Source organism: Leyella stercorea (genome assembly GCF_021531655.1).
The window spans coordinates 33,911-47,976 of sequence record NZ_JADYUF010000015.1 but is presented as its reverse complement, the minus strand read 5'-3'; the positions used below and the strand labels follow the sequence as shown (position 1 = coordinate 47,976).

Sequence of the window (14,066 nt, the reverse complement as noted above, 5' to 3'; positions counted from 1 at the left end):
AATACGTAACTTTGCGTGTTGTATAAGAAGTAAACACACACTAAAATATAAAAAACGATGACACAGAAAGAAGATATCAAGAATGCCATTGACGCAATGAAGAAGGGTGGGGTGATACTCTATCCTACAGATACTGTTTGGGGATTGGGCTGCGATGCCACCAATGCTGAAGCTGTAGCTAAAATCTACAAGATCAAACAGCGTGATGATTCCAAGGCGCTAATATGCCTTGCCGACTCCGTTGACCGTGTACAGCGTTATGTACGCGATGTTCCCTCGGTGGCATGGGACCTTATGGAATTGTCAGACAAGCCAACGACAGTTATTCTTGACGGTGCCGTAAACCTTGCTCCCAACCTCATTGCCGAGGATGGCAGCATCGGATTGCGCGTCACCAACGAACCTTTCTCTAAAGAGTTGTGCTATAGATTCCAGAAAGCCATAGTCAGCACAAGTGCCAATATAAGCGGTGAGACTGCTGCCCAGAACTATTGCGACATATCGCCTGAGATACTTGAGGCGGTAGATTATGTCTGCTGGACCCGTCGTCAGGAACACAAGCCGCACAAGCCGAGCAGTATCATAAAGCTTACCAAGGACGGTAGAGTAACAATTATCAGAAAGTAAGAGATGCAACAATCGGTTTCAAGCACTTCAGCAATAAGAAGTCTTGGATTGCGACTCTACCAATGGCGTATCAAGCACCTTAGTGATCGTCAGGCGACGATAATCCTGGCTTTCTTCATCGGCTTCTTCGCCTCGGTAGCCGCATTCCTTCTGCACTCGCTCATACACGAGATACAGCAGTTGCTCACGTCGCGTTTCCATGCCAACACGTTCAACTGGATGTACCTTATGTTTCCTGTTGTAGGTATATTCTTGACTTCGTTGTTTGTACGCTACGTTGTCAAGGACAACATTTCGCACGGTATCACACGTATTCTATACGCCATATCATCCAAGCAGTCGCGTCTTAAGGCTCACAACTGCTGGACTTCGGTAGTTGCATCAGCCATAACAATCGGTTTCGGTGGTTCGGTAGGAGCCGAGGCACCTATCGTACTTACGGGTTCAGCCATCGGTTCCAATCTTGGACGATTCTTCCGTATGGACAACAAGACGCTCATGCTGCTTGTAGGATGTGGTGCCGCAGCCGCCATAGCCGGTATCTTCAAGGCCCCGATAGCCGGACTTGTGTTTACGCTCGAAGTCCTTATGGTAGACCTTAGTATGGCTTCGCTGCTGCCAATCCTTACGGCTGCCGTCACAGCCACGTGCTTTACATACGTATTTATGGGCAGTGACTCGCTCTTCACCTTTCATCTTGACAGCGGATGGGTAGTAGAACGTGTACCTGCCAGCATCATTCTTGGAGTAGTATGCGGACTTGTCAGCCTCTACTTCATACGCTCCATGTCGGTATGCGAGGGCATTTTTGGGCGGATGAAGCAGCATCGTTGGGGCAAGTTGGCATTAGGCGGACTGATGTTGAGTTCGCTGATATTCCTCTTCCCCGTACTTTATGGTGAAGGATATAGCGCCATCAACATTCTGCTCAACGGTTCGAGCGAAGCCGACTGGAACGAAGTGCTCAAGAATTCTATGTTCTATGGCAATGGCCATCTGCTCATACTCTTCATCGCCTTGGTCATTTTCACAAAGACCTTTGCCACTGCAGCCACCAATGGTGGAGGCGGTTGTGGTGGAACGTTCGCACCGTCATTGTTCGTCGGTGCATTCAGCGGATTCCTCTTTTCGCGTCTTTGGAATATGTACCAGATAGGAACGTATATTCCCGAGAAGAACTTCACATTGCTCGGAATGGCTGGTGTGATGGCAGGTGTAATGCATGCTCCGCTTACGGGTATCTTCCTCATAGCCGAGATAACCAACGGCTACGACCTCTTCATGCCGCTTATGATAGTGGCAGTAAGTTCGGTTATGACGATAAGCATTTTCGAGCCTCACAGCATTTACGCCATGCGACTGGCACGTGAGGGCAAGCTCGTCACCCACCATACAGACAAGTCGGTGCTCACGCTTATGAGTATGGACAGTGTGATAGAACGCGACTATACAGCCGTTGACCCCGATATGCCGCTTGGACGATTGGTCAATGCCATATCAAAGAGCCACACCAGTTTCATTCCGGTGCTCAATGCAGCCGGATCGATATTGGGTGAGATAGACATTACGAAGATTCGCCACGTCATGTTCCGTGCCGAATTGTACAATAAGTTCACCGTTCGTCAGCTTATGCAGCCAATTGCAGCACAGGTAGCCGAGGGTGATTCGATGGAAGAAGTGATGCGCAAGTTCGACCTTAAGGGCACGCGCTATTTGCCGGTAGTGAATACGGCAGGTCATATAACGGGATACATATCGCGCTCACGTGCCTATAGTATGTATCGCAAGATGGTGGCTGACTTCTCTAATGAGTAGTTTTTTAGTTGAGAATTTTCAATTCTCAACTAAAAAACTCTCAACTCTCAATTATCAATTATGAACTGAATATTATTTGCAGTTCTTCAATTCGTGTATTGTCTTTATCGGGTCGGCTGCCTTGAATATGTAGCTGCCGCTTACCAATACGTCTGCTCCTGCCTCTACCAGCAGCGGTGCGGTCTTGTCGTTAACGCCACCGTCAATCTGGACAAGGGCCTTGCTGCCTTTCTCCTCAATCATTTTCTTCAGTCTGCGTGTCTTTTCCACGATGCCGGGAATAAACATCTGTCCGCCAAAACCAGGGTTAACGCTCATGAGCAGCACCATGTCAACATCGTTGATGATGTCCTCAAGCATGCAGATAGGAGTAGAAGGATTGAGCGTGACGCCGGCTTTCATACCTGCGGCATGTATCTCCTGGACGGTGCGGTGCAAGTGTAAGCACGCCTCGAAGTGTACGTTCATCATCATGGCGCCCGTAGCAGCCACCTGCTTGATGTAGTTTTCGGGATGTACAATCATCAGATGCACGTCGAGCGGCTTCTTGCACTCCTTAGCCACAGCCTCGATAACGGGGAAACCGAAAGAGATGTTGGGTACGAATACGCCGTCCATAATGTCCAGATGAAGCCAGTCGGCCTCGCTGTTGTTGATCATCTCGATGTCCTTCTTGAGGTTGATGAAGTTGGCAGACAGCAGTGAAGGTGAAATAAGTGTTTCCATATCTGTGATAGTCTTTCTTTTATAAAATAGTTTTAGAGATTAGTTTGTCATATACGCTTCGTTTTGTCCGTCGCCTTTCATCACCCGATAGGCGTATGCTATCTGGCGTATGATGTTCAGCGTAAGTTCTGAGGGTCGAGCCTCGTCTGGGGTAAAAATCTTCATAGGCGAAATGTTTTGTTTGTTGTTACGTCTTTATTATCATTAACGACGATGATTGTTTATTATTATATTCTGGCGCATTTTATTTTTTTCCTATATAATAAAGGTGTAACAATACATTTTTATACTCAGAATACACTAAATCGAACAAAATATCAGTGATTGGATAAAAAAGTCTTCAAAAAACTTGTGAATTAATAATTATTTCTTATTTTTGCAATCGAATAGATTACTAATTAAAAGAATACAGTATATGAATAATGCACAGCTTACATTCTGGTGGTGGCGTAGCTCAAGATCTGAAAAGTCGTGAGAAGATAGCACCTACGCATTATTTTCGTATATAGAGATAATAAGACAGGCCTGCCGCTCACGCGACAGGTCTTTTTTTATATCCGTATTCAAGGGAGTTATAACAGTTGACAACATTTAAAAGGATTGTAATATGGCAACAATGAAGTTGATTTTGGAAAAGGTGCTTGGCGGCGAGAAGCTCAGCCGTCAGGAGACAAAGGACATTCTGCTTGGTATAACACGCGACGAATATCCCAGCGAACAGATTTCGGCAATGCTCACAGCACTCCAGATGCGAGGCGTGACAGTAGACGAACTGCTCGGATTTCGCGACGGAATACTCGAAACGGGAGTACCTGCCGTACTCGACTGCGACCGTTACATCGACGTGGTAGGCACTGGTGGCGACCGCAAGAACACCTTCAATATCTCCACAACTTCATGTTTTGTCATAGCAGGAGCTGGATACAAGGTGGCAAAGCACGGCAACTATTCTGCCACATCTACCTCAGGAGCCTCGAACGTCATCGAACAGCACGGCGTGAAGTTCACTGCCGACCTTGATAAGCTCAACCGTTCTATCAACGAGTGTGGCATCGTTTACCTGCATGCCCAGCTCTTTGCCAAGGCAATGAAGTTTGTTGGTCCGATACGCAAGGCTTTGCAGTTTCCCACATGCTTCAATCTGCTCGGTCCGCTGGTCAATCCATCGCAACCCAAATGTCAGCTATTGGGCGTAGCCACTCTCAGTCAGATGAAGCTCTACAGCGAGGTGTATCGTCGCTTGGGTGTCGATTACGCTATAGTCAACAGCATCGACGGATACGACGAGATTTCGCTTACGGGCGACTTCAAGGTTGCCACCAATACCTATGAGCGTATCTTCTCGCCCTCCGATCTCGGTATGCAGAAGGCAAAGCCCGAAGAACTCGTAGCCGGTGCCACCGAAAAGGAAGCCGCCGAGATATTCGATGCCGTGCTTGAGAACCGTGCGCTGTCTGCACAGAAGAACATCGTGATAGCCAATGCGGCATTCGGTATACAGACATTCGAACGCGGACAGAAACCCATTGAGGAATGTATCGACATAGCACGCGAGTCGATAGAGAGCGGACGAGCACTGGCAACGTTCAAGAAGTTTAGGGAGATTAACGGATAAAGACCCTACCCCCAGCCCCTCCCCAGCAGGGAGGGGAGCGGTATGTACCATAGCTTATGGCATTTATTATGGATATATTAGAAGAAATCGTAGCACGCAAGCGTGTCGACCTACAACAGATGAAGGCCCAGTTTACTGAGCGCACTATACACCAAGAGGTGGAGCTGCTCATGCAGCAAGGCATAGCCGTTCAGTCGATGAGTAATGCGCTTAAAGGCAGCCCGACGGGCATAATAGCCGAATTCAAACATCGCTCGCCGTCTAAGGGATGGATAAAGCAGGATGCCGATTCGGCACAGATTCCACTGGGCTATCAGCAGTCGGGAGCTTCGGCACTGAGCATACTCACCGACACTCCTTACTTCGGAGGTGACGACAGCGACATACAGAAGGCACGCAACAGTGGCGTGACGCTGCCCATACTCTACAAGAATTTTGTCGTCGACGAATACCAGCTCTTTCAGGCTCGCCTCTGCGGAGCGTCGGCTGTGCTTCTGATTGCAGCCTGCCTGAAGAAGGACGAGTGTCGCGCTCTGATTGATATGGCTCATGAACTCAACCTTGAGGTGCTGCTCGAAATGCATAGCGAAGCCGATACTGAATATGCCGACTTGCAGCCTGATATGTCGGGAGTGAACAATCGCAACCTCGGGACGTTTCACACCGATGTGCAGACATCGTTCCGTCTTGCCAGTCGTCTGCCCGAATACACTTGCCGCATAAGCGAAAGCGGACTGAAGGATGCCGCCACTCTTGAGGCTTTGCGCATGGCTGGCTACCATGGTTTCCTCATGGGCGAACGCTTTATGAAGGAAGAAAACCCGCCTTTGGCGCTCAAGCAAATGCTACAGAAATAGCGGTGCAGAACATGCCGTTTCCGAAAGGACTCCTTTTGCACTCCAAAAGGACAACTTTAGCATTCCGAAAGGACCCCTTTTGCACTCCAAAAGGACCCCTTTTACAATGCAAAAGGACCCCTTCTTGAAGGTAAGATATAAATCATTGAAAATCAACGTAATACAAATCGCAAAATGAGCAATACGATTAAACCACTTATTAAGGTGTGCGGAATGCGCCAGCCCGACAACATACGTGCCGTGGCCCAGCTGCCCATCGACTACATGGGATTTATATTCTATCCCAAGAGCAGCCGCTATGTCGACATGAAGCGTGTGCGCACCGGACTCATGCCCGACCTTGCTGATGCCGACATGAGCCATGCCACCGATGCCAGTCAGATGCGCCACATTGATAGAGTGGGGGTGTTTGTCGATGCTACGGTGCAGGAGATCATTACGCATGTAGTGGCTTTCAAGCTTGACGCAGTTCAGTTGCACGGATCCGAGTCGCCCACGTTCATACGCAATCTGCACTCTACCATAGTGCCCGACATACGTCCTGAACTGAAGATATTCAAGGCTATGAGCATAGCCTCTGCCGACGACATTGCACGTTGCGCACAGTACGAGGGCTTGGTCGACATGTTTGTCTTCGACACCAAGTGTACAGGTTATGGCGGAAGCGGCATGCAGTTCGACTGGTCGCTGCTCGACAGCTATCAAGGCACAGTGCCATTCCTGCTGAGCGGAGGCATAGGGCCGGACGATGCCGAACGCATCAAGGCGGTAAGTCATAAGCAGTTTGCAGGAGTCGACCTTAATTCGATGTTTGAGACCGAGCCGGCTCTGAAGGATGTCAGGTTGCTCGAAGAGTTCATAGGGCGATTGCTCAATATATAAGATAATCTAAAAAATAAAAACCATAGGATATGAATAAGATAAACAGATTGTTTTCAGAGCGTGGCGACCGCAAGCTATTGTCGCTGTATTTCTGTGCAGGCTGTCCCGAGAAAGACATGACTGCTGACGTAATACTCGCCATGCAGTGCCACGGCATAGACATGATTGAGGTGGGAATACCATTCAGCGACCCTCTGGCTGACGGTCCGGTGATACAGAGTGCGGGAACCGTTGCACTGAAGAACGGCATGACGCTCGAAACGCTTTTCGATCAGCTTGACGCAATCAAGTCGCAGGTAAATATCCCGCTGGTGCTTATGGGCTATCTCAATGTCATCATGCACTACGGATATGAGCGCTTCTGCCAGCGTTGTGTAGAGTGCGGCGTTTCGGGATTCATCATTCCCGACCTTCCGTTCGACGACTATCTCAATGAGATAAAGCCTCTTGCCGACCGCTACAATCTGCGTTGCGTCATGATGATAACGCCCGAAACGTCTGAGGAACGCATACGCTTTATCGACCGCCATACCGATGGATTCATATATATGGTAAGTTCGGCAAGTATAACCGGTGCGCAGCAGAATTTCGACGAAGCCAAGCAGCAATACTTCCAGCGTATCAATGCCATGAATCTGCACAATCCGCGCATGATAGGCTTCGGCATCAGCAACCGCCAGACGCTCGAAAGCGCGCAGAACAATGCCGCCGGTGCCATCATAGGCAGCAAGTTCGTCACTCTGCTTCGTGACACAGGCAATGCCGACGAGGCACTCAGCCAGTTGTTCGATGCATTGAAGAAGTAAGTACACCTTATTATATAATAACCAAAACACAAAAGATTATGACATTAGCAAAACCTAAAAACGGATTTTACGGTCGCTTCGGCGGCGCCTATATACCTGAGATTCTGCACAAGTGCGTTACCGACTTGCAGGAGGCTTACATCCCAATCATCGAGAGCGAGGAGTTCAAGAACGAGTATCGCGCACTCTTGCGCGACTACGTAGGTCGCCCTTCGCCGCTGTATTACGCCCGTCGTATGAGCGAGAAGTATGGATGTCAGCTCTATCTGAAGCGTGAAGACCTCAACCATACGGGTGCGCACAAGATAAATAATACCATCGGGCAGATTCTCATGGCTAAGAAGATGGGCAAGACACGCATCATTGCCGAGACCGGAGCCGGACAGCACGGAGTGGCCACTGCAACTGTTTGCGCATTGATGGATATGGAGTGTGAGGTGTTTATGGGCAAGACCGATGTCGAGCGCCAGCACACCAACGTGGAGCGTATGCGTATGCTTGGTGCCAAAGTGCATCCCGTCACTACTGGCAACATGACGCTCAGCGACGCATGTTCGGAGGCTATACGCGACTGGTGTTGTCATCCGCAGGACACTTTCTACATTGTCGGTTCGACAATGGGCCCGCATCCATATCCCGACATTGTGGCTCGTATGCAGAGTGTCATCTCCGAAGAATTGAAATGGCAGCTTCAGGAGAAGGTGGGACGCGACTATCCCGATTTTCTCGTGGCTTGCATTGGTGGCGGAAGCAATGCCGCCGGAACGATATATCACTATGTAGACAATCCGAAGGTGAAGATGGTGCTGGCTGAGGCTGCCGGTCATGGCGTAGACACCGACTACACCGCTGCCACGATACATTGCGGCAAGGAGGGCATCATTCATGGTGCGCGCACTATGGTGATGCAGACAGCAGACGGACAGATAAAGGAGGCATTCACCATTTCGGCTGGTCTGGACTATCCGGGCATAGGGCCTATGCATGCCAATCTTGCCCAGCAGGGACGTATTGATGTATTGGCAATAAAGGACGACGAGGCTATTCGCGCCGGATACGAACTCACCCGTATGGAGGGCATCATCCCTGCCATAGAGTCGGCACACGCCATTGCTGCGTTGCAGCACCTAAAGTTCAAGAGGGACGATGTGGTGGTACTCACCGTGAGCGGTCGTGGCGACAAGGATGTGGAGACTTATCTCAATAACAAGCAAATGGCTGGCGAATATGGAAACTTCTAAATTCAAATACAATACAGTGTCGTGCGACATGCTCGCCGACATGTACACACCCGTTTCGGTGTATATGCGCATGCGCTATCGTGGCGTGCAGAGCGCATTGATGGAGTGTAGCGACTATCACGACCGGTCGAGCAGCCGCTCGTTTGTAGCCACTCATCCCATAGGTAGCATTGCTATAGGTCATGGGCTGGCGACATTCTCGCTTCCCGGAGGTAGCGTATTGCGTCGCAACATCGACGACAACTATACCTGCGATGTTGCCATCAACGAGTTTATGCAGCGCTTCGACATCAGTGGCGAACATTCGGATGTGTTCGGACTGTTCGGATATACTACATTCAATGCTGTGCGCTACTTTGAGCACATCAATGTTAAGGACGAGACGCAGAAGGAGAACGATGCTCCCGACATATTATATATAATGTATAGGGACATCGTTGTTATTGACCATTTCAACAGTCGTATGACGCTCGTCACACTCGGTGGCGACGACGCTCTTGATGCTATGAAGCTATCGCTCGATTCGGCTGTGGGTCAGGACTACGGATTTCGTGCTGTCGGCGAGTGTACTTCGCCGCTCACCGACGACGAGCATCGTGCCAACATACGATGCGGAATACAGCACTGTCTGCGTGGTGACGTGTTTCAGGTGGTCATATCGCGCCGCTTCATACAGCATTTTGAGGGCGACGACTTCAAGCTCTATCGCACTCTGCGCAGCATCAATCCCAGTCCTTATCTGTTCTACTTCGACTTCGGAGGATTTCGTATATTCGGCTCTTCGCCCGAAACTCACTGCCGTATAGAGAACCGTAAGGCTTACATCGACCCTATTGCAGGCACTACACGACGTACGGGCGATGCCGATGCCGACCGCTGTGCTGCCGAGTTCCTGCGCAATGACCCTAAAGAGAATGCCGAACATGTGATGCTGGTTGACCTTGCGCGCAACGATCTCTCGCGCAACTGCCATGATGTTAAGGTTGATTTCTATAAGGATTTGCAGTATTACTCGCACGTTGTGCATCTCGTGAGCCGTGTCAGCGGACAGCTTGACGAGGGGGCAGATGCCGTAAAGACATTCATCGATACGTTTCCTGCAGGCACGTTGTCGGGTGCGCCCAAGGTGCGTGCAATGCAGATCATTTCCGAACTCGAACCTCACAACCGCGGCGCTTATGGAGGATGCGTAGGATTTATCGGACTTAACGGCAATCTGAACCAGGCCATTACAATACGCACGTTTGTAAGTCGTGGCGGCGAACTGTGGTTTCAGGCTGGCGGCGGCATAGTAGCCAAGAGCAACGTTGAGTACGAATTGCAGGAAGTCAACAACAAATTAGGAGCATTAAGAAAAGCAATAAAAGAAGCTGAAAAATGAAAATAGTGATTATAGACAACTACGACTCATTCACATACAACCTCTCCCACCTGCTCAAAGAGCTGGGAGCGGAGGTCGATGTGGTTCGTAATGACAAGTTCGAGTTGAAGGATTTGGAGCAGTACGACAAGATTGTACTAAGTCCCGGACCCGGCATTCCGTCTGAGGCGGGCTTGCTGCTCGACGTGATACGCACATACGCCGGACGCAAACCTATACTTGGCGTGTGTCTCGGACATCAGGCTATAGGCGAAGTGTTCGGTGCGAGTCTTGAAAATCTTAAAGAAGTGTATCACGGAGTGCAAACCGAGGGAACGCAGTTGGGCAACGACTACATCTTCGAAGGTCTGCCCGAACGTGTCATGATGGGACGTTATCACAGCTGGGTGGTAGCAAAAGATTCGGTGCCCGAATGCTTGGAGGTGACTGCCATGTCTGATGATGGCGAGATAATGGCTATGCGCCATCGCCAGTATGACATCCACGGCATACAGTTTCATCCCGAGAGTGTGCTCACACCTGAGGGAAAAACAATAGTTGGGAATTTCCTAAAACACTGATTTTAGGAAATCCCCAACTGTATATCGGATAATTCTGTCTTACATATTTATATTGACAACTGCAGTGTCATACCGTATGTCTTTGCCATGCGTCGCATGTTTAGCACAGCGTAACGCATGCGTCCGAGAGCGGTGTTGATGCTGCAGTTTGTCGTTTCGGCAATCTCCTTGAACGACAACTGCTGATAGAAGCGCATATATACTACCTCGCGCTGTATCATAGGAAGCATGTCGAGCAGTCGGCGCACATCCTTCAGCGTCTGACTGTTGACGTATTGGTTTTCGATATTGCCTACAACCAAGCTCGGATCGCTGATGTTTGAGAGGTCATTGTCTTTGTTGGCTTCGACAAAGTGGAATTGTGCCAGACTGCGATACCAGTCCATCACGGTGTTGTGGGCAATGCGCATGAGCCATCCGCCAAACTTGCCCGACGTGGTGTAGCGCCCGTCCTGCATGTATGCAATAGCCTTCACGAACGTATCTTGAAACAGATCTTCGGCTGTTTCACGGTCGTGTACAATAAAAAGAATGTATGAGTATATGTTCGACTGATTGCGAAGCAACAGCAAATCAAAAGCGCGGTTGTTCCCATCGATATATGATAATGCCAACTCTTCGTCGGTCATATCCTGTATTTTCTTCATTTTTCTCTATTTTTGATTGAGTAAATGTGTTCCGATAGGCAAATGTCTCGCTTTTTGATGGTTTGTTTTAAAATATCTTATCGTATGCAAAGATAAAAACTTTTGACGAAAATGCCAAAAGTTTTTATCTTTTAATGAATTTACTAAAATATTATTGTCTTGTGTCTTACTGCTGTGTTGCAGCTCTTCATGTACTATTTTACTACTATTTTCTTTCCTCGTACTATGTACAGTCCGGGTGCAACGGTCACGTGTTTGGCGGTGTTTGCCTCGGTAATCACGTCACAAACCTTGCTGCCATCAATGCGGAATATCGGCAGACGCTCAGCTTTTTCGGTAAGGATTGTTATCTCGCTCGTGCCACCAAGCACGTAGCTTGAAGCTGAATCCGTAACTCCGCTTATTGCGTTGGGCTTGCCAGCTATGTAGACAACGGGATTAGAACCATTAAATTTGTATCCATAATTCTCGTTTCCAACGATAGGGATAAAATAATTTGGTAGAGATGTTGGGATAGCATCATTCTTGCCGTTGCTGTCTATTTGCTCAATCAGTGGGTAAATGGTGTTTCCTCCTGCAAATTCTGGGGTAAATGATATTGGCAGATAAGTAATTTCGCCGTTTCCCGGTATCTTCTTCTTATAAACAGTATTGACCAACTTATAACTATCGTTTTCTAAATTCCATACCCAGAATATGTATTTTAGTACTCCAGTTCCTCCATTATTACGTATACCAAATGTAAACTCTGCTTTCTCATCGTCTACTCGTGGCACTTTCACTTTATCTGTATTGATGTATGCTTTTTCTGTTTCATATACACCAGGTGTTGCATTTGTAGTAACGCTTACTATTGTATATGATGGCTCTGTTGTCTGTTCAACATTAAACTTCTTTGCATTCAGCAGCATTTCGCCACTTTCTCCGTCTTCAATCCACACGTACATATCGCCAACGGTTGTTGGTGTGATACCGATTTCGCGTGTTACGGTAGAGTGGGCGGGTATGGTCATGTATGGTTGTGCGATTGCATCATCAGGGCATGTGGCTGTACTTGATGTGTACGCATTGATCAGTCCGATAAACTCATCGTCACCATTGTTGGTGATACTAAGCTCGAATGTGCCTTCAACTCCACTGTATTGTGTCTCTTTTGATGTTATCTCGGCTGTGAGTTGGGTCTTTACAAGCGACAGAGTGGTAGCCGTAGACTTCACAACGTATGGTTGCATATAATAGTAGGCACACTTTTTCCATGTCTTTCCGTTGTCGATGCTGTATATGGCGTATATGGTATAAGTGCCATTGGGCGAGAAACGATTGTTTATTTTTAATGTTGAATAGCGTAACGAATATTGTCCGTTATCTTTGATTCCATCTATCTCAATGTTTTTTGTTTCAGATATTAGTTCGTATCCGCCTTTGCCATTGCTTATGCCATATCCGACTGTGCAATTTATTTTTGTTGGATAGGGATTAGCCCACCACTCATTTATTGTGATAGTGAAGTTTTCGTTAATATTAGTGCGTGTGGCGTTGGTCAACTCAATACCTGTCGTTAAATTGTTGTTGCTAAAGTGTTCTATTCTAATTGCAGGCACGTCAACCAAAGGCTCGTCCACTTTGCCGTTGTCTGGCTGTATACCTATAATCATATTACAGTTGCGGTTGTAGCCATCAGTTACGTTTCCGGCACCTATTCCACCCTGACCAGGATTAAGAATGGTGATGTCGAAGTATCCGTCTTGATAGCCGCCCCATCCCCAATTGATATGATAGAGTCCGTTGCCGTCGCTTCCGTCGCATACAAATTGGTGACCACCATTTGTAGTTCTGCCGCTGTATAGAATCGGACGTTTTGCTTGAAGTTCCTTATCAATGATTGCTGTCCACTCCGCAAGAGTGAAGCATGTGCGCGAAAGGTCGAGCATCAGGTCGGAATCATAACCGAAGTATTTGGCAAGACGGCCAGGTGTAACGATGGCTCCCGATTCCTCACCATAGTCCATTTCTACAGCTTTACCACAATGCAACATCAGTTTGGCTACGGCATCGGCTTGAGTCTGGGTATAATTATTATTGGTATATGTGGGGAGCATATTGTCCCAGTCGTATTTCTGACCCTTTAATTCGCCTGCAACCTGCAACTTGTGTGTGTAAGTCTCGTATTTATTAATGTCGGCTTTCAGTTCTTTGGGATATTTCCAGTACATCATTACCTGCGCCATAGCAGTAGCTACGCATCCCGTTGCCGACAGATTGGTGCCGTCGTATGAAGGACACATATTGTTATAAGGCTCTGATTGATTCCACTTTATATCTCCCAGCAACGGACTTACGGCTGTAGTTGCACGTGTGTTGTTGGCGCGCAGAGCCTTGGCTTCAGCTATATTCTTTATAGCTGAGGCGTTGCCTTGCTTCATAGCTTCAATCGTAGCACGATAATTGTTGAGAAAAGCTGCCATTGCAGCAGGCATATTGTTGGCATCGTAGGTTCCATGGTCGGCATAACCTACAATCTCTGGCATATCGTCATCGCCCGAAACAATGGCAAATCCCTTGTTTTCGCCAAATGGGAAAACGTAGTAGGGTGACACGGCTGTCGTTATTCCACCATTCATTGAGGGTGCTTTGGCAGCTGCCTTTTTGTCAATCTTGATGCCAAGCAATGCCGCTTTGCGTTCGGCTATGGCTTTCGCTTGGCTGAAAGTACGTGGAGAGGCTAACGCCGATGTGCTGACAAACAACATTATCAGCATCGATAATAGGTATAGTCTTTTCATATATTAATTGTTCTGGTTTTTCTTTCTCTTTATAGCTTTATATGTTTGTCTATATCGCTTTATATGTTTCTCTATATCGCTTTACATGTATGTATAACAAACCGGGGCATTGTGTGGGCTTGTTTG

At 48.0% G+C, this 14,066-nt stretch carries 13 protein-coding genes; 9 read left to right on the top strand and 4 right to left on the bottom strand.

The genetic code is table 11. The features are described from left to right. Positions 1-57: 57 nt before the first annotated feature. Positions 58-627: an L-threonylcarbamoyladenylate synthase gene (locus I6E49_RS06095; RefSeq protein WP_235401047.1), complete on the top strand. Its 570-nt coding sequence runs from the start codon at positions 58-60 to the stop codon at positions 625-627. A 3-nt stretch (positions 628-630) separates the two neighbouring features. After that, a complete protein-coding gene (locus I6E49_RS06090) occupies positions 631-2,442 on the top strand; it encodes a chloride channel protein (RefSeq protein ID WP_235401045.1) in 1,812 nt (603 codons plus the stop codon). A 72-nt stretch (positions 2,443-2,514) separates the two neighbouring features. Here I6E49_RS06090 and rpe read toward each other — a convergent pair whose 3' ends face one another. Next, complete coding sequence (gene rpe / locus I6E49_RS06085) at positions 2,515-3,168, bottom strand: ribulose-phosphate 3-epimerase (RefSeq protein WP_235401044.1); 654 nt, start codon at positions 3,166-3,168, stop codon at positions 2,515-2,517. A gap of 39 nt (positions 3,169-3,207) precedes the next feature. Next, positions 3,208-3,333 carry a hypothetical protein gene (locus I6E49_RS14425; protein ID WP_262911519.1) on the bottom strand — a complete coding sequence of 42 codons (126 nt, stop codon included), beginning with the start codon at positions 3,331-3,333 and terminating at the stop codon, positions 3,208-3,210. Between the two features lie 451 nt (positions 3,334-3,784). Between I6E49_RS14425 and trpD the strand changes: the two genes are divergently transcribed. From trpD to I6E49_RS06050, 7 genes are all read left to right on the top strand, one after another. Further along, entirely contained in the window at positions 3,785-4,783 is a 999-nt protein-coding gene (gene trpD / locus I6E49_RS06080; RefSeq protein ID WP_235401043.1) for an anthranilate phosphoribosyltransferase, read from the top strand. Between the two features lie 68 nt (positions 4,784-4,851). Continuing rightward, on the top strand, positions 4,852-5,640 hold the full coding sequence (trpC, locus tag I6E49_RS06075) for an indole-3-glycerol phosphate synthase TrpC (protein WP_235401042.1): 789 nt from the start codon (positions 4,852-4,854) through the stop codon (positions 5,638-5,640). Positions 5,641-5,814: 174 nt separating this feature from the next. Continuing rightward, positions 5,815-6,522, top strand: coding sequence for a phosphoribosylanthranilate isomerase (locus I6E49_RS06070; protein ID WP_235401041.1), 708 nt, complete (start codon positions 5,815-5,817; stop codon positions 6,520-6,522). A 29-nt stretch (positions 6,523-6,551) separates the two neighbouring features. After that, positions 6,552-7,328 carry a tryptophan synthase subunit alpha gene (gene trpA, locus I6E49_RS06065; RefSeq protein WP_235401040.1) on the top strand — a complete coding sequence of 259 codons (777 nt, stop codon included), beginning with the start codon at positions 6,552-6,554 and terminating at the stop codon, positions 7,326-7,328. A 38-nt stretch (positions 7,329-7,366) separates the two neighbouring features. Beyond that, positions 7,367-8,569: a tryptophan synthase subunit beta gene (trpB, locus tag I6E49_RS06060; RefSeq protein ID WP_235401039.1), complete on the top strand. Its 1,203-nt coding sequence runs from the start codon at positions 7,367-7,369 to the stop codon at positions 8,567-8,569. Continuing rightward, positions 8,556-9,950, top strand: a complete 1,395-nt coding sequence (locus tag I6E49_RS06055) for an anthranilate synthase component I family protein (RefSeq protein WP_235401038.1) — start codon at positions 8,556-8,558, stop codon at positions 9,948-9,950. The genes trpB and I6E49_RS06055 overlap by 14 nt, the downstream gene beginning before the upstream one ends. Beyond that, entirely contained in the window at positions 9,947-10,510 is a 564-nt protein-coding gene (locus I6E49_RS06050; protein ID WP_235401037.1) for an anthranilate synthase component II, read from the top strand. The genes I6E49_RS06055 and I6E49_RS06050 overlap by 4 nt, the downstream gene beginning before the upstream one ends. A 47-nt stretch (positions 10,511-10,557) precedes the next feature. Here I6E49_RS06050 and I6E49_RS06045 read toward each other — a convergent pair whose 3' ends face one another. Then, positions 10,558-11,157, bottom strand: a complete 600-nt coding sequence (locus I6E49_RS06045; RefSeq protein ID WP_235401036.1) for an RNA polymerase sigma factor — start codon at positions 11,155-11,157, stop codon at positions 10,558-10,560. Between the two features lie 194 nt (positions 11,158-11,351). Continuing rightward, positions 11,352-13,940, bottom strand: a complete 2,589-nt coding sequence (locus I6E49_RS06040) for a C10 family peptidase (RefSeq protein ID WP_235401035.1) — start codon at positions 13,938-13,940, stop codon at positions 11,352-11,354. Positions 13,941-14,066 lie beyond the last annotated feature (126 nt).

Excerpts from the sequence above, each read along its gene's own strand:
- I6E49_RS06040 (WP_235401035.1), bottom strand. The coding sequence starts at position 13,940 with ATGAAAAGACTATACCTATTATCGATGCTGATAATGTTGTTTGTCAGC.
- trpD (WP_235401043.1), top strand. The coding sequence starts at position 3,785 with ATGAAGTTGATTTTGGAAAAGGTGCTTGGCGGCGAGAAGCTCAGCCGT.
- I6E49_RS06095 (WP_235401047.1), top strand. The coding sequence starts at position 58 with ATGACACAGAAAGAAGATATCAAGAATGCCATTGACGCAATGAAGAAG.
- I6E49_RS06050 (WP_235401037.1), top strand. The coding sequence starts at position 9,947 with ATGAAAATAGTGATTATAGACAACTACGACTCATTCACATACAACCTC.
- I6E49_RS06055 (WP_235401038.1), top strand. The coding sequence starts at position 8,556 with ATGGAAACTTCTAAATTCAAATACAATACAGTGTCGTGCGACATGCTC.
- I6E49_RS06090 (WP_235401045.1), top strand. The coding sequence starts at position 631 with ATGCAACAATCGGTTTCAAGCACTTCAGCAATAAGAAGTCTTGGATTG.
- trpA (WP_235401040.1), top strand. The coding sequence starts at position 6,552 with ATGAATAAGATAAACAGATTGTTTTCAGAGCGTGGCGACCGCAAGCTA.
- I6E49_RS06045 (WP_235401036.1), bottom strand. The coding sequence starts at position 11,157 with ATGAAGAAAATACAGGATATGACCGACGAAGAGTTGGCATTATCATAT.
- trpB (WP_235401039.1), top strand. The coding sequence starts at position 7,367 with ATGACATTAGCAAAACCTAAAAACGGATTTTACGGTCGCTTCGGCGGC.
- trpC (WP_235401042.1), top strand. The coding sequence starts at position 4,852 with ATGGATATATTAGAAGAAATCGTAGCACGCAAGCGTGTCGACCTACAA.
- I6E49_RS06070 (WP_235401041.1), top strand. The coding sequence starts at position 5,815 with ATGAGCAATACGATTAAACCACTTATTAAGGTGTGCGGAATGCGCCAG.
- rpe (WP_235401044.1), bottom strand. The coding sequence starts at position 3,168 with ATGGAAACACTTATTTCACCTTCACTGCTGTCTGCCAACTTCATCAAC.
- I6E49_RS14425 (WP_262911519.1), bottom strand. The coding sequence starts at position 3,333 with ATGAAGATTTTTACCCCAGACGAGGCTCGACCCTCAGAACTTACGCTG.